Genomic DNA, 19983 nt, shown 5'->3' with positions numbered 1-19983 from the left:
AGAATGTCTCGTGGGTGCGTTAAGTGTCAGAGAATAAACCAATAATTGAGGCCAAAGAAGTCAATGTTGTTGAACTCTTGAGCAATAAGTTTTATAGAATCCCCATTTATCAAAGACCATTTAGCTGGAAGGAGGAAAACTTTCAAGAATTTGTGGAGGATATTTTAGATGCTATAGAAGACGATCAACCAAGTTATTTTCTTGGGTCGATCCTCCTGAGAAGCGAAAATGATGGAATGACTTATGAAATTGTTGATGGTCAGCAACGACTAACATCTTTGATAGTTTTACTATCCGTGTTTAGAGATTACCTTAATGATGAAGGTCTTCACTGGGACTGGATTGTGAGTAAGGGCAATGAGTACGCAGGCATTCCTCCTCGGGAGAAAATTAAAGTGTGGAGTGACCTTCAGGAGCTCTTTTCAGAGTACATTTACAAAATTGGGGGAACTAGCAAATTTATTGATGACGTGAAGAACAGGAGAATAATACTTGTTGATAAAGATTCCCCAGCTTATCACCCCTACGAGGCAATAACAACTTTCAGGAACTTTGTTGAGAGCCTCGATAGGGAAACCATGAGAAGATTCTTAAAATATTTGTTTCAAAATGTTTACTTTGTTCGCATCATCACAACCGATCGCAGTTCGGCATTTAGATTATTTAATGTTCTAAATACTAGAGGTTTGCCTCTTTCATCTGCAGATGTACTTAAGAGTATGAACCTAGAACCTCTCCCAGAGGAAGCAAGGGAAGAATATTTCCGAAAGTGGCGAAATCTAGAGGAGGATATTGGACGTGAAGGCCTTGAAAACCTGCTGGGGTGGATAAGAGCTATTTACACTGAGGAAAAAGCTAAGCGAGAACTTGTTGAAGAATTTGAGAAACTCTTCAAGGAAAATAAAATTGAAAAAGGCGAGGGATTCTTTAAACTAGTGCTTGAGTATGGAGAAATTTATAGAGACAAAATCCTCGATCCTCAAATCGTGGGTCTAATCCCGTGGAAGAAAGTTAGGTACATAACACTAATTGACATAATGAACAGATTTTTGCCGTTTTCTGAGTGGGTATCACCACTTCTACTTTTCTACAAGAAGTTCAGAGATGAAGAATCACTCTATAACTTTGCATTCATGCTAGAGAGAAAGCTCTTTATTGAGTGGTGTGCGGACTTTACTGCCACAGAAAGAACCACTAGTGCTATAAGCCTCATACGGCTTATTAAAAATTCTAACTCCCCTCAAGATGTTTTGGAGAAAATGTTTGAACATACAGAAGAATTCAGAAGGGGCCGTGAGCGGAGAAAAATCGACTTTAATGACAAAGAATTAGTTCGCAAAATACTATTATCAAAAGTTGATGATTCTCAATTTTACACTCTAAAAGGAGGAAAAATGGCGAGATATCTTCTCCTGAGGTTGGACATGGAGATGCAAGAAGAGAACTTTCCAGGGTATGCTAATATTGGAACTATCACGGTGGAGCATATTCTTCCCAGATCCCCTAACGATAAATGGTTAGAGATCTTTAGTGAGGATGAGGTTAAAGATATTGTGCACAAACTAGGCAACTTAACCCTCCTTAATAAAAGGAAAAATTCTAGAGCTTCTAACTATGAGTTTTCAAAGAAAAAGAAGAAATATTTTGAGGTTGAACGTAGTCCTTTCGCTATCACTTCAATGCTTAGGGAGTATAAGGTATGGGACAAAAAGGCTTTTCAAAAAAGACACAAAGAGCTATTAGACCTAACCTTTAGGATTTATCTCTCCCAAGAGGATTAGAATTTTGGGATTTATGAGAAGAAAAGAAGAATAAAGTCACTTCAGGAACCCGGTCTTCTTTCCGAGGTCTTCGAAGGCATCTATCACGTACTGGAGGTCCTCCTTGCTGTGGGCCGCCGAAGGCTCGAGCCTTATTCTAGCCGTTCCGAGCGGGACGGTCGGATAGACTATCGCCTGGGCGAAGATGTTGTACTCGTCGTATAATCTCCTTGAGAACTCCTGGGCAAGCTTCTCGTCGTAGAGCATAACGGGGGTAATCGGGTGCTTGGTGTTGCCGAGGTCGTAGCCTAACTCGCGTAATCCGTTCTGAAGGAAGTGGGTGTTGTCCCAGAGCTTTCTAACAAGCTCGTCGCTCCTCTGGAGTATCTCAACTGCCGCTATGGCCGCGGCGACGTCAGGCGGGTTCGGAGCGCTTGAGAAGAGGAACGGCCTCGCCCTCTGGCGGAGGTACTCGATTGCCTCCTCAGGACCAGCTACGTAGCCACCTATGACACCGAAGGCCTTGCTCAGAGTTCCCATCTCGAAGTCAACCTTGTCGTGGAGCTTGAAGTGGTCAACTATACCTCTTCCGCTGTCACCGAGGACGCCCTCCCCGTGTGCATCGTCTATGTAGAGTATGGCATCGTACTGCTCGGCCAGCTCCGCCATCTCTGGGAGAGGAGCGAGGTCACCATCCATCGAGAAGACACCGTCGCTTACGATGATTTTCTTTTTCTTGTCCTTGTTTTCCTTCAGCTTCCTCTCAAGGTCTTCCACGTCTATGTGCTTGTAGATAACCTTCGGCGCGCCGCTGAGGCGCATTCCGTCTATTATGCTCGCGTGGTTCAGCTCTTCGCTTATGAAGACACCGTCTTCGCCCTTTTTGAGGAGGGCGCTTATCGCTCCGAGGTTGGCGTTGTAGCCGCTCTGGAAGAGTATAGCCGCTTCCCTCTTCTTGAACTTGGCGAGCTTCTCCTCGAGCTCAACGTGGAGGTCCATCGTTCCGGCTATGGTCCTAACAGCTCCTGCACCGACACCGTAGTCGAGAATTGCCCTTATGGCCGCGTACCTGATTTCTGGATGAGCTGCCAAACCTAGGTAGTTGTTGGAGCACATGTTGAGAACCTTCTTGCCATCAACCACGACCCACGGGCCCTGGGCGCTTTCAAGCTTTCTTATGGTCACGTAGAGCCCCTTCTCCTTAAGCTCCTGGAGCTCTTCCCTAATCCAGTCGAGCTTCCCCATGAGAACCACCGGTTGTAGTTGGACATCGAGGTATAAAAGTTTTGCAGTGGGCATGTTAGTGCAGTCTAATTATCGCCGTCAGGAGCGTTAAAAGGGCGAGCGCGAAACTTCCACCGATTTCCAGCCTGTAATCGTGCCTCTTCTCGGGGTATCTTTCGATTAGCTTCACCTCAATCCCAAAATTCCTCGGCCCGGTGATTGTAATTGACAACCCCCAGCCCCTCCTCGAAAGGGGATAAGCCGGGGGAATCACTCCAGTGAAGAAGTCGAGAAAGAGGTGGCTGAGCCAACCGAGGGTGAAGGCCAGGGGACAACCCCCAAGTAGAACTGCCACAACAAAAGCAGGGAGGAACGGGAGGAGTGAGTGAAGGTATGAGCGGTGCTCTTTAGTTAGAACGTCGAGGTCCGGAAAGACCGCTCCAACGACTAGGGCCATCATAAAGCCTAAGGATTGTTCGGGTGAGAGGGCAAGATAAACCAGACTTGGAATTGAGGCATGTTCAAGCGGGTCCATGGCAAAAGCCTTAAACATTTCGAGAAAATAAGCCTTTAGGTGAAAGCCATGCCCGAGGAACCAAGGGAGGTTAAGGTACTTGAGAAGCCGTGGGTCGAGAAGTACAGACCCCAAAGACTTGATGACATAGTGGGTCAGGATCACATCGTCAAGAGGCTCAAGCACTACGCTAAAACCGGTTCGATGCCGCATCTGCTCTTTGCCGGGCCGCCTGGCGTGGGGAAAACAACTGCCGCTCTGGCCCTCGCGAGGGAGTTATTTGGCGAAAACTGGCGTCACAACTTCCTGGAACTTAACGCGAGCGATGAGCGCGGCATAAACGTCATCCGCGAGAAGGTGAAAGAATTTGCAAGGACGAAACCGATAGGCGGGGCGAGCTTCAAGATAATCTTCCTTGATGAAGCGGACGCCCTAACGCAAGACGCCCAGCAGGCCCTCAGGAGAACCATGGAGATGTTCTCGAACAACGTGCGCTTCATCCTCAGCTGCAACTACTCCTCAAAGATCATCGAGCCAATTCAGTCAAGGTGTGCCATCTTCCGCTTCAGACCGCTCAGCGACGAGGCCATAGCGGAGCGTATAAAGTACATCGCCGAGAACGAAGGCCTTGAGCTGACGGAGGAAGGGCTTCAGGCCATACTCTACGTCGCTGAGGGAGACCTGAGAAGGGCCATAAACGTCCTTCAAGCCGCTGCCGCCCTCGACAAAAAGATAACGGACGAGAACGTCTTCCTCGTCGCCAGCAGGGCCAGGCCCGAAGATGTCCGTGAGATGATGGAGCTGGCCCTGGAAGGCAACTTCCTCAAGGCGAGGGACAAGCTGAGGGAAATACTCCTCAAACAGGGCCTCAGCGGGGAGGATGTTCTCATCCAGATGCACAGGGAGGTCTTCAACCTGCCGATTCCGGAGGATAAAAAGGTCGCTTTGGCCGACAAGATAGGCGAGTACAACTTCCGCCTCGTTGAAGGGGCCAACGAGATGATACAGCTTGAGGCCCTGCTCGCTCAGTTCACCATAATGGGCAAGTGATAGCTATGCCGAGGGAAGCCCCCTGGGTCGAGAAGTATCGCCCGAGAAAGCTCAGCGAAATAGTCAATCAGGAGAAGGCAATAGAACAGGTCAGAGCATGGGTCGAGGCCTGGCTTCATGGCAATCCTCCAAAGAAGAAAGCCCTGATCCTTGCCGGCCCGCCCGGGAGCGGGAAGACAACCACAGTATATGCCCTAGCCAACGAGTACGGCTTCGAGGTGATAGAGCTCAACGCGAGCGACGAGAGAACTTACACGATGATCGAACGCTATGTTCAGGCAGCTTACACGATGGACATCCTCGGAAAGCACAGGAAGCTAATCTTTCTCGACGAAGCGGACAACATAGAGCCAAGCGGTGCAAAAGAGATAGCCAAGCTCATTGACAAAGCCAAGAACCCGATAATAATGGCCGCCAACCACTACTGGGAGGTTCCAAGGGAGATACGCGACAAAGCGCAGATAGTCGAGTACAAGAGACTAACCCAGAGGGACATCATTAAGGCCCTAATCAGGATCCTCAAGATGGAAGGCAAAACGGTTCCGAAGGAAATACTTTACGAAATAGCCAAACGCTCCAACGGCGATCTAAGGGCTGCTATCAACGACCTCCAGACTGTAGTTACCGGTGGAGTTGAGGACGCGAAGGAAGTTCTGGCCTACCGAGACGTAGAAAAGAGCGTCTTTCAGGCTCTTGCACAGGTTTTCGCCACCGATAACGCTAAAAAAGCTAAGATAGCTGTTCTTGGCGTTGATATGTTTCCAGATGAACTTCTCCAGTGGATAGACGAGAACATCCCCTACGTCTATTACCGGCCGGAGGACATAGCAAGGGCATATGAAGCACTAAGCAGGGCGGACATCTACCTTGGAAGAGCCCAGAGAACCGGAGCGTATTCCCTCTGGAAGTATGCAACGGACATGATGACGGCAGGAGTTGCCGTTGCAGGCGTCAAGAAGAAAGGTTTCGTCAAAATCTACCCGCCGAAGACGATAAAGATACTCACCGAAAGCAAGGAGGAGAGAACGCTCAGGGATTCCGTGGTCAAGAAAATTATGAAAGAAATGCACATGGCCAAGCTCGAAGCATTGGAGACCCTCAACTACCTCAAAGCCATCTTTGAGAACAACTCGGAGATGGCAGCCCACTTCGTTGTCTACCTTGACCTTGATTTGAAGGAGGTCGAGTTCATAGTAGGTGACAAAGAGAAGGCCAAGACGATATGGGCCAAGAGCATGAACATCGAGAAGAAGCTCAAGAAGGAGGGTGAGCTTGAGGCAAGAGCCAGAGAGATCAGAAAAGAGTTCGAAGAGGTTGAAACAACCGAAGAGGGAGAGGAGATAGAGGAAGCCGAAGAGACGACAGAAGAAGTCCAGGAAGAGACTGAAGAGGAAATAAGCGAGGAGGAACTTGAAAAGGCAACGAAGGAAATTGAAGCAGTCGGCAGGAAAAAAGAAGAAAAGAAAAAGGGCAAGCAGGCAACGCTCTTCGACTTTTTGAAGAAGTGATTTCCTACCCTTTTATCCTCACATCAGCGCAGACCTTAAATACGTGTGGTTTGAAGTCGCTGACCTTTTTTACCCTAACTTCACATTCCTTTCCCTGCCTCGAGCACTCCTCCAGTATCCTCTTCTTGAAGTCCTCTATCTCAGTCTCACCAACGAAGTCGTAGTAGTGGAGCCATTTCTCGGCTTTGCTCAGCGTTAGGGCCAGAGCGTCAACGCCCCTCGGCGTCGGACTTATCACACGGTCGTAGGTTGGAAGCTCCGGAAGAACCTCAAAGGCGTCGCCGTGTATGAACTCAATCTCTCCCTTCAAACGCTTCCTGTTCAACTCGATGTTCTCAAGGCCGAGCTCATAGGCTTCCCTGTTCAGCTCTACGGCGGTGATTTTGACCTTCCGATAGCGAGCTATGACGAGCGCATACGGCAGAACGCCAGCAAAGGGAATCAGAACCCTCTCTCCATCGCGAACAAGCTGGGCCAGACGGTATCTCTCGCCCTTCATCCTCGGGTTGAAGAAGGCCTTCGAGAGGTCCACCTTTATCTCGACGCCGTTCTCCTTGTGGACAGTTTCGAGCCTCTTTTCGCCCCAGATTATGGAGTAATCCCTTATCCTGAAGGCCCCCTCATGGAAACCTTTTTTTGCAACGACCTTGAGAAACGGGTGAACTTTCCGGAGGCCCCACACAATATCATCAACGCGGTGTTCAAGCTCGGGCGGGATTTGAACGACCGCTATGTCCCCTATAACGTCGTATCTCCGGAGATGCTTCAGCTCCTCCGGGGTTAGCCTCTCTGCCAAAACGCTCTCAAGGTTCTTGTATATCTGCCTCTCCGGCCTGAGTGGGAGTTCAATGTCAAGAACCTCGTAGCCGAGGGAGTAAACCTTTTCATCCTCAAAAACAGGTAAAAGAACAAAATCATCCTCTTTTCTCGGCCGTCTCCTCCCGTCGTAGAGGTTAAGCTTCTTCAGCTTCCTCTTCACCGGCTCTGCTTCCCTCTTCGGGACCTTCAGCGCTGGCACCCTTGCTTCCCTCCGATTCCTGCTCCTTGGCTGGTGGAAGTGCACCGAAGAGCGCTATTTCGGCCCTTTCCTTCTCTGGTAGTGCATTTAAAATTCTTCTCGTTAACTCTTTCTCGTCAATCGGTTCAAACTCCCTGGCCATTACGGATTCCTGTTTCGAGTCAAGAATCCCCTTGGGCAGGAAAAGGAGCATTAAAGAGTTGTTGATCAACACCGCGTCCTTAACTGAAAACAGGAACTTGGCAACGCCGGGGAAGTCGTTGTAGAGTACCAGATACTCAATGCCCTCAAAGTAAATGCTCGCTGGACTGTGCGTTTCCAAAAAGGTCAGTATCTCCCTCTGAAGTACATGAAGCTTTCCGGGATCTATTGCCCCATCCAGCTCGGCCCTGCTCAGCCAGATGAACTTATCGGGCTCAACACCGGATCTTTTAACCCACTGGTGGTAGGTGTTTCTGCTCACCACAAGGAGACCGCGAGATACCCTCTTAAGAAGCATTAATATCAAGCGAGAAGGGGGGTTAATCAGCAGATAACCACCCACCACAGGGACATTGCCCTCCTCCCGGCCCCCTGACTGAGATTTCTCAGGTGTGGGTTTTGAAGATGAAACACGCCCGAGACTTCTAAAAAGCACAAATAATATTACCAAGTAAGACAGGGTGTAGAAGAACGCCATAACAATCACCGTGATGTCTGCCAACAAAAAAGAATGAGCGATAGTTCCCAAGGCCCCTAATGCGAAAAAAATCAATGAAACAATTACTTTTTCGCTCAGGTCTTTCCAGATTCCCGAGAGCCGGGAATAGTAGTACCAGGCGCGATAGATACCTAACAGAGAGCCCATAAGCAGGACAATACCCGTAACCAATATTGGGTAGCTTCCCATACCTCCTCCCCGGGAAGAAGTTAGAAGCCATCCCTCAAAAACTTTACCTCCAGTAGGGCTCGCGCATGAGAACGGCTTTCTTGAAAATCTCAGCTATCTCCGCATCGCTTGCCCCATTCCTCATTGCGGTCAGGAAATCTATCAGGTCGTCGTTTCTCAGCAGGCAGGTCTTGAACATGCCGTTGGAAGTCACCCTCAAGCGCGTGCAGTTGGCGCAGAAGACTGTATTGTGCATCGCTCTAACAACCTCGACCTCGGCAATGCCGTAGTCGGTCGGGATGAAGTACTTCTTCCGCCTGTGCATCCTCCTCTCGCGCGTCTCCAAGGCCCTCTTCTCAAGCTCCCTCTCAACGGGCTTGAGGGGGTAGAAGTACTTCCGGAAGAAGGCTGTCCCGGTCATTTCCTTTGGAGCTTCAAGCTCGATGAGCTGGAGTATCGTTCCAGTTTTAGCCGCGAAGTTCACCATGTCCCATATCTCGCCCTCGTTCAGGCCCTTCATGACAGTCATGTTGAGCTTAACCGGGCTGAGGTATTTTACCGCCTCCTCGATACCCTCAAGAACAGTTTCCAGCATGTCAACGCCCGTTATTTGTTTATACACGTCTCTCCGGAGGCTGTGGAGGGAAACGTTAACGCGATCGAGGCCGGCCTTTGCAAGGGGCTTTGCAAGCTCTTTTAGCCTGCTCCCGTTGGTTGTCATGCTTAAATCGGCCACGTAGGGCTTTATACGCTTAACTATCTCCAGAATGTCACTCCGAACGGTAGGCTCGCCGCCGGTCAGCTTGACCTTCTTAATGCCAAGGCGCGACGCTATTCTAACGAGCCTCTCTATCTCCTCTGGTGTCATCTCATTCCTAACGTTAAATCTCTGACCTTCCCTATGGCAGAAGAAGCAGCGGAAGTTGCAGTCCTGCGTGAGCGAGATCCTGAGGTTCGTCACTGGCCTTCCGAAGCGGTCGTAGAGCACCATGGTAACACCGGGGTGATTAATCCCTCAGCTTAAAAAAATGTTTTGGGAAAACATGATTGTTTATCAAAGAACCCGAATGCTTGGGGAAAAGTAAATGAAGGGAAACGCCATACCCAATCAGGGGCAAAGGAAATGAAAGCCGAAAGGGTCAAAGAGCTCATAGAGGAACTGAAGTTGCTCCACAGACAGTTCGAATCCACTTTCCCGAGGCTCTACGAAGAGGGGAACACCGACACGATGTACGAGCTGGTTAAAAGGCTCTATTCGACAGTGGGGGAAAAAATGGGAATTCTCAGCGAGGTGTACAGGGAGATGGCACCACTGGGAGAGGAAGTCGAAGGGGTTATAATGGAGGTACAGAGGGTGGAACATCAGATGAAGTTCCGGCTGGAAGAGCTCATGGGTGTCCTCTCAAAGCCCCTCAGCTATTCTGAGAGACCGAAACTAAAGATTCTCCTCGACAGACTGACTCACTTCCACAGGATATACGACTACACAGTAACCAGGGCCATACAAACCCTAACCAAAGAGGCGGAAGGACTGGAGTTCATTGAAATGATGGACATCAAGGGCGAAAACCAGAAAAAGCCACCGACCAGTATAATCAGGAAACTTGAGCAAATAGATGATTTGGAGAAAAAACTCGAGAGTCTCATAAGGTTTACATACAGGCTCTACGCCCATCCCGCGGATGTCCACAAAGTTGAGGATGCCCTAAAAGCCTGGCACAGAATGGGGCTCCTGTGGGTTGAGGAAAGAAACGTGGAAAAGCTCAGCGGCGTCAAAAACGCCGGTGAAATCCTGGAGGGACTCACTCTCATTGGAGTAGTGGAAAGGAAGAAACGGGGGGGTGAAAGTGTCTACAGACACAGGAGTTTCAGTTAGAGTTAGGGGAATATACAGCACTGCCCTGACGAAGCTTTTCCTGGACAGGGGTTTCAAGATAGCCCAGCCGAGCCAGAAAATAGCCGAAAGGCTTGGAATCGAGAAAACCTACGACGAGTTCAACGTTGACATCTACGACAAAAAGGACCACCACGGAGTCATCCTAACGGGGGAAGCGGTTGAGGAGATAAAAAGAGTATTTGAGGAGGAGTTTATAGACGTCGTCTTTAGACGTCTCCCTTACCAGCTCTACGGAATTTACAAGGGACTCGTTGTGAAAAGGGACGAGAAGTACATCTACGTTGACATAGGAAGTGCAATAGGAACGATACCCATCGACGAAGGCAGGCGGCTCCAGGAAGGGGATGAGGTTCTCGTTCAGGTCAAGAAGCACAACCTCCTTCCACACCTCAGTCTAACCCTCACAGTTCCCGGGGACTACGCCGTTTTGATACCCAAGCCACCGGGAAGCCAGAGGCACGTTAAGATATCAAGGAAAATAAGGGACAACTCCGAGAGGGAAAGGCTCAGGATACTGGGACTAAGCATCGATATGGGCGAATGGGGAATCCTCTGGAGAACGGCAGCGGCCTACAAAGACTGGAACACACTCAGAGACGAGATCATAAGGCTTTCTAAACTCGCAGACAGGCTCAAAGACGCCCACAGGTATTCGGCCCCTGATCAGATAATAGAGGGGAGGAACATATACGAGGTCGAGTTCGGGGGAGGGGCCAAGAAGAAGCTCGATGAGATAAGGAACAGGGTCGTTCCAACCATAGACGGCCACCACCAGCTGAAGGCCTATGACCTGGAGTTCAGCTTTGCCGTCGAAATAGCAGAGGGAATTCTCGCCAAGATCCCCAGTCAAAGGATGAAGGTCAACCAGGGCTTTTGGGACGCCTTGCTGGATCAGAAGGGGCCAAAAAAGGGCTGGCTCTTCTTCCTGGAGCACAACAAGCCTGATGGCCAGAGGTTCAAGCTTGGGCCGGGGGAGATACTCGAAGTCTCAACGAACCCCCTGAGAATAACCCTGAAAAGACACCTAAAGCCCGGCAAATTCTACGATGGACTCGATCTCCCCATAGAGTTCGGAGACTACGCCATAACAGAAATCGAAGCAGGAAAATGGTGGTTTGTCCACCGCTACTACGATAAGAACGGCAACCTGAAAGGAGAGTACTACAACATCAACACGCCCGTCGAGATCTACCCCGATAGGGCACGTTACATAGACCTCGAAATAGACATCGTGAAGTGGCCCGATGGAAAGAAGGAAATCATAGACAAGGACAAACTCAGGGAGCACTACGAGGACGGGCTGATAAGCGAGAAGCTCTACCGCGCCGTGCTCAAGATAACGCAGGAGGTTTATGAGAGGGTTTAGGGAAGAACTTTGATGCCCAGCTTTTCAGCATCTTTTTTTAACCTTTTATCGTAGGTCGCCAGCCTTTTGAAGTCCTCTGCCGTTGCCAGGATCACCATGTCGTTGAAGTGCCTTGGGTTCTTTGTCAGCTCGAGCGCGCGTTTTGTGTACTTCCCGTTATCACAGATTACCTTAGTCCTCGGACTGTTCAATATTGAGGAGACCACCTTCATGATGTCTTCCCCGCTGTAGCCCTCCTCCCTGAAAAACCAGTAGAGCTCGTAGAGAACGATACTCGGTACGATCCACTTTTCCAGAGATGCGAGAAGATTTCTTGCCTCCGCGTTGAACTCTGAATCCCTCAGGATAGAGTATATGAAGACGTTGGTGTCTATTACCGTCACTCCTCCTCACCTTGGCCCCTTCTTATTGCCTCCTCGATGTCCTCGACCTTCAGCCCCTTTCCTCCGGGCAGGAGGGGGAGTTCAAGGTCACTCTTTTTGATCACGGCCTTCCCGTCTTCGATTTCGATGACGAGAACGTCTCCCACCTTAATCCCAAGCTTCTTCCTAATGTCGCTTGGTATAGTAATTTGATAGTTCCTAGTTACTTTTGTGATTCCCATAGTCTCACCAGATATAGTAGAATACTGGAGCGTAAAAACGTTGCGGTGGAAACCCTTTAATATTTCCCCGCGTCTCTATTCTTTGGTGATAAAATGAAGCCAGGAGTTTTAAGGGGTTATTCTAAGGGTCTCAAAAAAGTCCATGAAGCGGGTGCGACTACGGAGTATTCTTACCGTATTGTTTTTCAAGAGTTCCTAAGAAGCCTGTTCTCGAAGGAGTACAACGTCAGAATAATCCACGAGCCAAGTAGGGAAACCTTTGGTGCCCCTGACTTTAAGATATCTACGGAGACTGGCATAATAGGATATATTGAGACCAAAGTTCCCAACGTTGACCTTCACAGGCTTCCAAAGAGGGATAAGAGTCAGATCAAGCGCTATTCTGAGAGGCTGGACAACTTCATTCTGACCAATTATCGCGACTTCATTCTCTACCAGAGGGGCGAGAAGGTTGAGGAGGTTTCCCTCCTCGATGAGGACTTCAACCTTATTGAGTCGAACGTTGATAAGTTCAACCGGCTCATTCAGAGATTTCTGAGCTTTACAGTTCCAAAAATCAAAGATCCCGAGGAGCTTGCTTATATCCTCGCGAAGAGGGCCATGATCCTGAAGGATGTGGTTCTCGAAAATATGAACGAGGATGAGCAGCTCCAGTACCTCTATCAGGCTTTTAAGGAGCATCTGATGAGCGGCATGAAGAAGAGCGAGTTCGCGGATGCATACGCCCAGACGGTTGTTTACGGCCTCTTCATGGCAAGGTTCATGATAGAGGGCCAGCTTACGAGGGAGAACGTTGCATTCAGAGGTGTTCCAAAGTCCCTCCGCGTCGTCCACGAGATATTCAAGTACATCGCCTCCGACCTCCCGGACTACCTTGAATGGATCCTTGAGGAGCTCATAGCGATACTCAACAACGTGGACGTTGAAGAGCTTAAAAGGCGCTTCCACTTTGGGAACGGCGAGTTTGATCCCTTCCTTCACTTCTACGAGACGTTTCTGGCTGAATACAGCCCCAATTTAAGGAAGTCGAAGGGAGTCTACTACACTCCGATTCCAGTTGTGGAATTCATAGTCAACTCGGTCGATGAGATACTGAAGGAGAAGTTTGGCAAGAGGCTCCAGGATGATGGCGTTACAATACTCGACCCCGCAACCGGAACGGGAACCTTCCTCGCTGGAGTCCTCGACAGAATCCATAGAAACATCAAGGGAACCTTATTCCAGCTCTACCTCAAGGAGAGGCTTCTTAACAACATCTACGGCTTTGAAATCCTAATTTCTCCTTACCTAGTCGCCCACCTAAAACTCTCGATGGTGCTCAACCAGTGGGGAATAAAGCTGAAGGACGATGAAAGGTTCAAAATCTACCTCACCAACGCCCTCGACCTGATGAGGGAGAGGGGCCAGGCGGGCCTCTTTGAGAGGGCACTGGACAAAGAGAGCGAGGAAGCCGACAGGGTGAAGAAGGAGACAAAGATATTCGTGGTCATTGGAAACCCACCCTACGAGAGCAAGAAAATTGAAGAGTCTTGGGGTTCAGAACTCCTGAAAGAGTACCTTCACGGATTGAGCGTGGAACAGGAGAAGAACAAGGGGGTCATTCAAGATTACTACATTGGATTTATCCGTTTCGCCCAGTGGAAGATAGACCAGAACGGTAAAGGAATAGTTGGCTTCATCACTAATAATTCTTACTTGGACGGTATTATCCACAGGAGAATGAGGCAGAGCCTGATGGAGAGCTTCGATGAGATCTACATTCTTAACCTCCATGGGAACGCAAATAGAGGTGAGCAGGATGATAATGTCTTTAAGATTAAACAGGGTGTTGCCATAGCGCTCTTCGTGAAGCTCAGGGAGGGGAAGCACAAAGCAGAGGAGTGCAAGATCTACTATTACTCGATCGTCCACGATGCAGGAAAGACGACAAGGGAGGAGAAGTACGAGTTTTTGAGAAACAAGAGCTGGAAAACAGTTGAGTGGAAGGAGCTTGAGCCGAAGGAACCCTACTACTTCTTCGTGCCCAAAGACCTCAGCCTTGAAGGGGAATACTCCAAGTTCCCAAAGCTGGACGAGATTTTTGAAGTTTATAGTTCCGGAGTTGAAACAGGCAAGGATAGTGCCCTTGTAGCTTTTTCGAAGGAAGATTTGGAGCCAGTTATCAGGGATATTTTAAACCCTAAAGTTTCCACGGCCCAACTAAGGGAGAAATATGACATTGAGTCAACTTCTGGATGGCGGTTTGAGGAAAGAAGGGCAAAGATTGTAGGAACCCCCATGAAGCCCAGCAACTTCAAAAAACTTGCCTACAGACCCTTTGATTGGAGATGGGTGTATTACGAGCCAAAAATTCTAAGAAGAGCTCATTTTAAGGTCATGAAGCACTTTTTAGCTGACATGAATATTGGTATTGTTACTGAGAGAATTGTTCCAAAGATGAGACTTTTGTGGGATGCAGTTTTTGTTGTTGATACAATATCCGAGTTGCACCTGACAGGCTCTAAGTCCTATATCTTCCCCCTCTACCTCTACTCCGACGACGGCAAAACCAGAAGGCCCAACCTAAAACCTGAGTTCCTAGAAGAGCTCAGGAAGCGCTACGGTGAAATAACGCCAGAGGACTTCCTATACTACGCCTATGCCGTCCTGCACGACCCCAAGTACCGGAAGAGGTACGCGGAGTTCCTCAAGTTCGACTTCCCGAGGATACCGCTCTACGAGGGGGAGACCTTTAAGAGGTACAGGGACATCGGGGAGGAGCTCGTGAAGCTCCACCTCATGAAGGTTGACTTCCCGGTCGAGCCCAAACTGGTCGGCGACGACCTCACCGTTGAGAAGGTCAAGTACGACGGCAAGGACTGCGTGGCGATAAACAAGACGACAAAGCTCTGCGGAATCCCGCCTGAGGTCTGGGAGTACACGATAGGCGGCTACCGCGTCATAGAGAAGTACCTCAAGGGCAGAAAGGGAAGGAAGCTGAGCCTCGATGAGCTCGAGCACATCTACAAAGTTGTTGAAATCCTGAGGAGGACTATTGGGCTCGTTAAGGAGCTTGAGGCGATAGAGCCGAAGTTTTAACTTCCCTTTCCACAATCCTTAAATATTACCGAATCAGTAATATACCTGGTGGGTAATATGTTCTACGATAGAGAGCGAGAGCTGGAAAAGCTTGAGGAGGTTCACTCTAGAGCTGGTTCGAGTTTTACCGTCATCTATGGGCGCAGAAGGGTTGGAAAGACTGCCCTCGCCAGGCAGTTCCTCAAAGGTAAGCCGGGCGTTTACTTCTTTGTCGGTGAGAAAGACGAGGCTCTGCTCCTTGAGGAGTTTGAGGAAGAGGTGAAACGTGCCCTCTCCGGTTACCTTCCGGCTTATTTAAAGCCGAAATTCTCGTCTGTGGAGGAGTTGATGGAGTTCCTGCTTGACTTCTCCAAGGAGCAAAAGCTGGTGATAGTCTTCGACGAGTTCCAGAACTTCAGGTCGGTCAAACCGTCCTTTTTCTCCCCCCTTCAGAGGCTCTGGGATACCAAGAAAGACTCTTCAAACGTCACCCTTCTGGCGATAGGTTCCTATGTTGGCATGATAAAGCGCATCTTCATGGATCGTAAGGAGCCGCTCTTCGGCAGGGTGGACGAGTGGATGAAGTTGAAGCCGTTCGACTTCTGGGAGGCTTACGGTTTCGTCAAGGGCTTTATCAATGTGCCCCCCAAGGATTTTGTGGAACTGTACTCCGTTCTCGGCGGAATGCCACGCTACTTGCTTTACCTAAGGCATTATTACGGAGGTGACGTTATTGAGACCATTGAAAAGCTGTTCCTGGACGAGTTCGCGCCACTGAGGGAGGAAGGTCTCAATGTCCTGAAGCTGGAGTTTGGGAGGTATTACCGCTCATACTTCTCGATACTCGAGGCTGTTAGCTTAGGCCACGTGACCCCGAAGGAGATAAGCGACAGAACCGGGCTGAAGATACTCACCGTGGGGAAGTACCTAAGCGAGCTGACGAACCACTACGAGTACCTGAAGAGGGAAGTGCCTGCAACCGAGGATCCCAGAAAGACGAGAAAGGTCGCCTACTCAATAAGGGACGAGTTCTTCAACTTCTGGTTCCGCTTTGTTTACCACAACTACCAGCACCTTGAGGAAGGGGACATCGAGAACGTTAGGAGTGACCTCGAGAGGAACTTTCCCGCCTTCGTTGGGAGGGAGTACGAGAGAATAGCCAGAGAGTTTGTACGGAGAATCGACCTCGGATTCAGGCCCATCAGGGTCGGCCGCTGGTGGCACAGGGGGGAAGAAATCGACGTGGTCGCCTACAACAGGGACAACGTGGCGCTCTTTGAGGTCAAGTGGAAGGATTTGAGTCTTAAAGATGCAAGAAAAATACTCAGGGATCTTGAGAGAAAGGGAAGCCTCCTCCCTCTGAGGGGTAAGAGACTTTTAGGACTCATAGCAAGGGGGATTGAGGGGAAAGAGGAGCTCAAAGAGGAGGGTTTTCTAGTTTTTGACCTGAAAGACGTTCTATTCCTCAGATAACATCCTCTATTCCCTTCTCTGTTATTCTAAAGTATGCCATCAGCCCTTCAGGCCTGAACCGGTGCCTCTCAAGGACGGCAACCCTTCTCCCGGGAGTCGGCAGCCTGTCGAGGCGAAGGATGTCCTTACACCTGTAGCCAAGGGTTTGCTCCGCAACCGGCCTCGTTCGCTCGGTTCTACTGTCGAAGTGAACCTGATTGATTACCAAGACGGGAATCGAGTTTTTCCTGGCTATCCAGAGGAGAACCTGAAGCTGCTTGCTCAACTCAACGTTCAGGGAGCGCCAGTCCTCTTCTGCCCTGTAGTGGGCGGTTATGGAGTCCACTACGACTAAAGAAAAGCCTCCATTGACGATCTTTTTCAGGGATCCTATAATCCTCCGCTGCTCCTTGAAATCACCGGGATAAAAAAGCACGAAGCGCGAAAGCGCCTCCTCCGGGTCAAAGCCCCTGAGCTCGGCTATCTGGGAAAGCCTCTCCGGAGAAAAACCACCCTCGGTATCGACGTAAGCAACCTTCCCCCCGCTCAAAAGGCCAACTTGGATAGCCAGAGTAGTTTTTCCGGAAGCATAGGGGCCGTAAATCTGGGTCAGGATTCCCGGAGCAAAGCCTCCCCCAAGGAGTTCATCGAGGGCCCTGGTTCCGGTGGACAGCATGGATCACACCTAGACCACGAACTCCTCGCCAGGTTTGAGGACTTTGACAAGGGCAAAGACCCTGCGCTTCCTCAGTTCTTCAACCAGCTTTTCGGGAGAGGCGCTGCTATAAACCCCATAGTGCATTGGAATGACGATCCTCGGCCTTATGTCCTCAACTATCTGGGCAGCTTCCCTCTCATTGGCAGTTGAGCGGCCGCTTATCGGAACCATGAGGATATCCACGCTCCCCCGGAGGTTCTGGAGTGCCGGGAAGGGGTACGTGTCTCCGGTGTGGAAAAGCCTTTTGTCCCCCTCTATGAGGTAGCCAAGGGGATACTGGCTTGAGGGGTGCTCCATGAATATCGCCGTTACTCTAACGCCGTTTCCAAGCTCTATTGTCTCGCCGGCCTGGATTTCCCTCACCTTTGTTACTCCATCGGCCACGGCCATCATATAGACAGTCTTTGGACCTATAACCGTGGCATCCCTAAGCCTGGAGAGAAGCTCAACCTTACCGTAGTGGTCGGTGTGCTCGTGGGTTATCAGTATGTAGTCGACGTCCCCTATCTCGTCGTCTTCAACTTCAGGGTAAGGGTCTATCAGAATTTTCACGCCGTTGGTCTCCACCCAAAAGCACGAATGACCGTACCATATTATCCTCATGTCATCTCACCGCATCTTTTTCGGTGAGGTGAACTTAAATATTTCCCCACCAAATTGAACTCGATGATATCAAAAAAGATCCTTGCAGTTGGACTGGTGGTACTCATTGCCATAGGCCTCTGGGCCGCAACGGAGATAAACAGCCAAGACAGTGAAACGGTCCTTTCAGAGGTCTCAAAGATACTGAAGGAAGTAGAGAACATCAGGAACCTGCAGTTTAAGGAGCAGCCGACAATAATAGTTCTCACAAAGATGGAGGCAAGGGAGCTCTTCAAGCCCGGAAAGCCCGATATAGATAGGATGAGGTTAGAGGAAGATGTGTACAAGATGAGCCTTCTACTCCCGCCGGACTACCCCTACGTTCATGAGAAAGTTGAGCAGGATCTTGGATGGATAGCCGCAACGGTGGGGGATAAGATCTACATCATAAGGGAGAACTTTTTCGGGGACGTTAATACGGCCAGGAGGGTAATCGCCCACGAGTCGGTTCACGTTCTTCAGAAGCAGTGGTTCGACGCCCCCTACGGAGGGCCAACACTTGACACCACGAAGGCAATACAGGCCGCGATAGAGGGAGATGCAGACCTGGTGGCTGACCTCTACTGCAACAAAACCGGCATACCCATTCACAAGATAACGGACCTCTACACGAGGGACCCAGTCACCGGCCTGGGGATATTTCCCTACGTTTTCGGCGATCGCTTTGTGGAGTACCTCTACAGGAAGGGAGGATGGGAGCTAGTAAACGGGATGTACTCCCACCTGCCAAACACCACCAAGGAGGTCATGTTCCCAAACCTCTACCTGGAAAACTGGACGCCGGTAAATATCAAGCACGAGGTCGAAAAACAGCTTCCAGAAAACCTCAGCGTAAAGTACTCGAGCAGGATGGGAGCCTATTACGTCTTCCTGCTTTACTGGAGCCACAACTATTCCAGGGACACAGCCATGGAGATAGCAAAGGCATGGACGGGGGACTGGCTCATCCTGGTGGACTTAACCGAAAACGGAACCACCACCAGGATACTGATCTGGGAAGTCGTTTTTGAGGACGAAAGCCATGCCAGATCATTTGCCGATCTTCTCAAGACGTTATCATCAAACAGCAACTACGCCAGCTTTTCAATAAGGCAAAACGGTGAAACCGTAGTTTTGAAGAGTGTGAAAAACCTGCCGGAGGTTAAAACCCATGAAAACGAAACCGAAGTTAATCTGCCCGATCTGTGGGGCTGAATACAATGAGCCCGTTCAGCGCTGTTCCTGCGGTGAGCCCGTTGAGTTCGAACTCTTTGAGGGAGAACCTTACATAGGCAAAACCGTCTGGGAACGCTTCTGGGACTTCTGGCCAGTTGAACCTGCCTTGGAGCTTTCGCTCGGAGAGGGTGATACCCCATTAGTTAAGTCCAGAATCGGAAAGGAACTTGGAGTAAAGCTCTACCTCAAGAACGAGACTGTAAATCCAACTTGGAGCTTCAAAGACAGGGGGACGTTTCTGACGATGAGCTACGCTCTCAAAGCGGGCTATAAGGCCGTCGGAACGGTCTCGACCGGCAACATGGCGGCGAGCGTTTCTGCCTATGCCTCGCGCTTTGGTCTTGATGCAAAAATCCTCGTCTCGGAAAACGCGAGCGACGAAAAGCTGAGAGCCGTTTCAGTTTACGGTGGGGACGTGATAAGGGTTAGAGGTGACTACGGGAGGCTTTACTTCGAGAGCCTGAAGCTGGGAGAACGGCTTGGTGTTTATTTCATAAACTCAGACAACCCCTTCAGAGTCGAGGGCTACAAGGGGATAGCCTTCGAGATAGCCGAAGAGTTAATCCCGGACTACGTTCTAATCCCGACAAGCTCAGGCGGCCTCTTCAGGGGAATAGCGAAGGGCTTCATCGAACTGAAGGAAATCGGGCTGATTGAGGAACTGCCAACCCTCATTGCGGTGCAGGCCGAGGGCTGTTCGCCGATATGCAGGGCGTTCAAGGAGGGGAGGGAGAAGATAGAGCGCTTTGAAAACCCGAAGACAATAGCCAAGGCCATAGCTAACCCTTACCCGCCGAGCGGGAACGCGGTCCTAAAGCTTCTCCGCGAGTTTGGCTGGCTCTGCGTTTCCGTGAGCGACGAGGAGATAATCGAGGCCCAGAGAAAGCTGGCCAGTGAGGGCCTCTTCGTCCAGCCAGCAAGTGCAACCGGAGTGGCCGCGCTGGAGAAGCTCACCGAGAGCGGCGTTATTTCCGAGGGTTCAAATGTCGTCTCCATTCTCACCGGCTCCGGGCTGAAGACGCTTTCTCATGTAGAGGGTGGCAAAATAGTGGAATGCCCCCTCGAAGGGCTTGAAAACTGCCTGAGGTGA

The 19983-nt window shown here is 50.0% G+C and carries 18 protein-coding genes; 9 read left to right on the top strand and 9 right to left on the bottom strand.

All coding sequences use genetic code 11. The features are described 5' to 3' along the window. Positions 1-23: 23 nt before the first annotated feature. Positions 24-1781 (top strand): DUF262 domain-containing protein, encoded by a 1758-nt coding sequence (locus A3K92_RS00330; RefSeq protein WP_088884382.1) that lies wholly within the window; start codon positions 24-26, stop codon positions 1779-1781. Positions 1782-1817: 36 nt separating this feature from the next. Here A3K92_RS00330 and A3K92_RS00325 read toward each other — a convergent pair whose 3' ends face one another. Both A3K92_RS00325 and A3K92_RS00320 read right to left on the bottom strand, forming a co-directional pair. Then, positions 1818-3005, bottom strand: coding sequence for a glycine C-acetyltransferase (locus A3K92_RS00325; protein ID WP_088884381.1), 1188 nt, complete (start codon positions 3003-3005; stop codon positions 1818-1820). A gap of 55 nt (positions 3006-3060) precedes the next feature. After that, positions 3061-3519, bottom strand: a complete 459-nt coding sequence (locus A3K92_RS00320; protein ID WP_088885997.1) for a metal-dependent hydrolase — start codon at positions 3517-3519, stop codon at positions 3061-3063. A gap of 48 nt (positions 3520-3567) precedes the next feature. On the opposite strand from A3K92_RS00320, the gene A3K92_RS00315 reads away from it, so the two are divergent. Next, on the top strand, positions 3568-4548 hold the full coding sequence (locus A3K92_RS00315; RefSeq protein WP_088884380.1) for a replication factor C small subunit: 981 nt from the start codon (positions 3568-3570) through the stop codon (positions 4546-4548). A gap of 5 nt (positions 4549-4553) precedes the next feature. Further along, complete coding sequence (locus tag A3K92_RS00310; protein WP_088884379.1) at positions 4554-6056, top strand: replication factor C large subunit; 1503 nt, start codon at positions 4554-4556, stop codon at positions 6054-6056. A 4-nt stretch (positions 6057-6060) separates the two neighbouring features. Here the strand turns inward: A3K92_RS00310 and taw22 are convergent, their stop codons facing one another. The 3 genes from taw22 to moaA are packed head-to-tail and all read right to left on the bottom strand — an operon-like array spanning position 6061 to position 8930. Next, positions 6061-7074, bottom strand: a complete 1014-nt coding sequence (gene taw22 / locus A3K92_RS00305) for a tRNA (guanine(37)-N1)/4-demethylwyosine(37)-methyltransferase Taw22 (protein WP_088884378.1) — start codon at positions 7072-7074, stop codon at positions 6061-6063. Further along, positions 7010-7963: a DUF835 domain-containing protein gene (locus A3K92_RS09495; RefSeq protein WP_088884377.1), complete on the bottom strand. Its 954-nt coding sequence runs from the start codon at positions 7961-7963 to the stop codon at positions 7010-7012. Before A3K92_RS09495 ends, taw22 begins: the two co-directional genes overlap by 65 nt. Positions 7964-8006: 43 nt before the next feature. Further along, positions 8007-8930: a GTP 3',8-cyclase MoaA gene (gene moaA, locus A3K92_RS00295; RefSeq protein WP_198361960.1), complete on the bottom strand. Its 924-nt coding sequence runs from the start codon at positions 8928-8930 to the stop codon at positions 8007-8009. Between the two features lie 135 nt (positions 8931-9065). Here moaA and A3K92_RS00290 point away from each other — a divergent pair, with 135 nt between their 5' ends. Together A3K92_RS00290 and A3K92_RS00285 are read left to right on the top strand one after the other, a co-directional pair. Continuing rightward, positions 9066-9818, top strand: a complete 753-nt coding sequence (locus A3K92_RS00290) for a hypothetical protein (RefSeq protein WP_088884375.1) — start codon at positions 9066-9068, stop codon at positions 9816-9818. Continuing rightward, positions 9790-11205, top strand: coding sequence for a DUF402 domain-containing protein (locus A3K92_RS00285; RefSeq protein WP_088884374.1), 1416 nt, complete (start codon positions 9790-9792; stop codon positions 11203-11205). Before A3K92_RS00290 ends, A3K92_RS00285 begins: the two co-directional genes overlap by 29 nt. On the opposite strand, the gene A3K92_RS00280 is transcribed toward A3K92_RS00285, so the two are convergent. Both A3K92_RS00280 and A3K92_RS00275 read right to left on the bottom strand, forming a co-directional pair. After that, positions 11202-11588, bottom strand: coding sequence for a PIN domain-containing protein (locus A3K92_RS00280; protein ID WP_088884373.1), 387 nt, complete (start codon positions 11586-11588; stop codon positions 11202-11204). The genes A3K92_RS00285 and A3K92_RS00280 overlap by 4 nt on opposite strands. Further along, on the bottom strand, positions 11585-11809 hold the full coding sequence (locus A3K92_RS00275) for an AbrB/MazE/SpoVT family DNA-binding domain-containing protein (RefSeq protein WP_088884372.1): 225 nt from the start codon (positions 11807-11809) through the stop codon (positions 11585-11587). The genes A3K92_RS00280 and A3K92_RS00275 overlap by 4 nt, the downstream gene beginning before the upstream one ends. 93 nt (positions 11810-11902) lie before the next feature. Here A3K92_RS00275 and A3K92_RS00270 point away from each other — a divergent pair, with 93 nt between their 5' ends. Beyond that, on the top strand, positions 11903-14887 hold the full coding sequence (locus A3K92_RS00270) for a type ISP restriction/modification enzyme (RefSeq protein ID WP_088884371.1): 2985 nt from the start codon (positions 11903-11905) through the stop codon (positions 14885-14887). Between the two features lie 57 nt (positions 14888-14944). Beyond that, a complete protein-coding gene (locus A3K92_RS00265) occupies positions 14945-16339 on the top strand; it encodes an ATP-binding protein (protein WP_088884370.1) in 1395 nt (464 codons plus the stop codon). Here A3K92_RS00265 and radB read toward each other — a convergent pair. Further along, positions 16332-16994: a DNA repair and recombination protein RadB gene (radB, locus tag A3K92_RS00260; protein ID WP_088884369.1), complete on the bottom strand. Its 663-nt coding sequence runs from the start codon at positions 16992-16994 to the stop codon at positions 16332-16334. The genes A3K92_RS00265 and radB overlap by 8 nt on opposite strands. Positions 16995-17003: 9 nt before the next feature. After that, positions 17004-17639, bottom strand: coding sequence for an MBL fold metallo-hydrolase (locus A3K92_RS00255; protein WP_088884368.1), 636 nt, complete (start codon positions 17637-17639; stop codon positions 17004-17006). Between the two features lie 63 nt (positions 17640-17702). Between A3K92_RS00255 and A3K92_RS00250 the strand changes: the two genes are divergently transcribed. Continuing rightward, complete coding sequence (locus A3K92_RS00250; RefSeq protein WP_198361942.1) at positions 17703-18872, top strand: eCIS core domain-containing protein; 1170 nt, start codon at positions 17703-17705, stop codon at positions 18870-18872. Then, positions 18829-19983: a threonine synthase gene (gene thrC / locus A3K92_RS00245; RefSeq protein ID WP_088884366.1), complete on the top strand. Its 1155-nt coding sequence runs from the start codon at positions 18829-18831 to the stop codon at positions 19981-19983. Before A3K92_RS00250 ends, thrC begins: the two co-directional genes overlap by 44 nt.

It is taken from the genome of Thermococcus gorgonarius (genome assembly GCF_002214385.1).
Classification (GTDB): Archaea; Methanobacteriota_B; Thermococci; order Thermococcales; family Thermococcaceae; genus Thermococcus; species Thermococcus gorgonarius.
Note: the sequence above shows the minus strand (reverse complement) of the source record. Positions and strands in the feature narration are given on the sequence as shown.

Excerpts from the sequence above, each read along its gene's own strand:
- A3K92_RS00310 (WP_088884379.1), top strand. The coding sequence starts at position 4,554 with ATGCCGAGGGAAGCCCCCTGGGTCGAGAAGTATCGCCCGAGAAAGCTC.
- thrC (WP_088884366.1), top strand. The coding sequence starts at position 18,829 with ATGAAAACGAAACCGAAGTTAATCTGCCCGATCTGTGGGGCTGAATAC.
- A3K92_RS00265 (WP_088884370.1), top strand. The coding sequence starts at position 14,945 with ATGTTCTACGATAGAGAGCGAGAGCTGGAAAAGCTTGAGGAGGTTCAC.
- A3K92_RS00290 (WP_088884375.1), top strand. The coding sequence starts at position 9,066 with ATGAAAGCCGAAAGGGTCAAAGAGCTCATAGAGGAACTGAAGTTGCTC.
- A3K92_RS00325 (WP_088884381.1), bottom strand. The coding sequence starts at position 3,005 with ATGGGGAAGCTCGACTGGATTAGGGAAGAGCTCCAGGAGCTTAAGGAG.
- A3K92_RS00270 (WP_088884371.1), top strand. The coding sequence starts at position 11,903 with ATGAAGCCAGGAGTTTTAAGGGGTTATTCTAAGGGTCTCAAAAAAGTC.
- A3K92_RS00320 (WP_088885997.1), bottom strand. The coding sequence starts at position 3,519 with ATGGACCCGCTTGAACATGCCTCAATTCCAAGTCTGGTTTATCTTGCC.
- A3K92_RS00250 (WP_198361942.1), top strand. The coding sequence starts at position 17,703 with ATGATATCAAAAAAGATCCTTGCAGTTGGACTGGTGGTACTCATTGCC.
- A3K92_RS09495 (WP_088884377.1), bottom strand. The coding sequence starts at position 7,963 with ATGGGAAGCTACCCAATATTGGTTACGGGTATTGTCCTGCTTATGGGC.
- A3K92_RS00315 (WP_088884380.1), top strand. The coding sequence starts at position 3,568 with ATGCCCGAGGAACCAAGGGAGGTTAAGGTACTTGAGAAGCCGTGGGTC.
- A3K92_RS00255 (WP_088884368.1), bottom strand. The coding sequence starts at position 17,639 with ATGAGGATAATATGGTACGGTCATTCGTGCTTTTGGGTGGAGACCAAC.
- radB (WP_088884369.1), bottom strand. The coding sequence starts at position 16,994 with ATGCTGTCCACCGGAACCAGGGCCCTCGATGAACTCCTTGGGGGAGGC.
- A3K92_RS00275 (WP_088884372.1), bottom strand. The coding sequence starts at position 11,809 with ATGGGAATCACAAAAGTAACTAGGAACTATCAAATTACTATACCAAGC.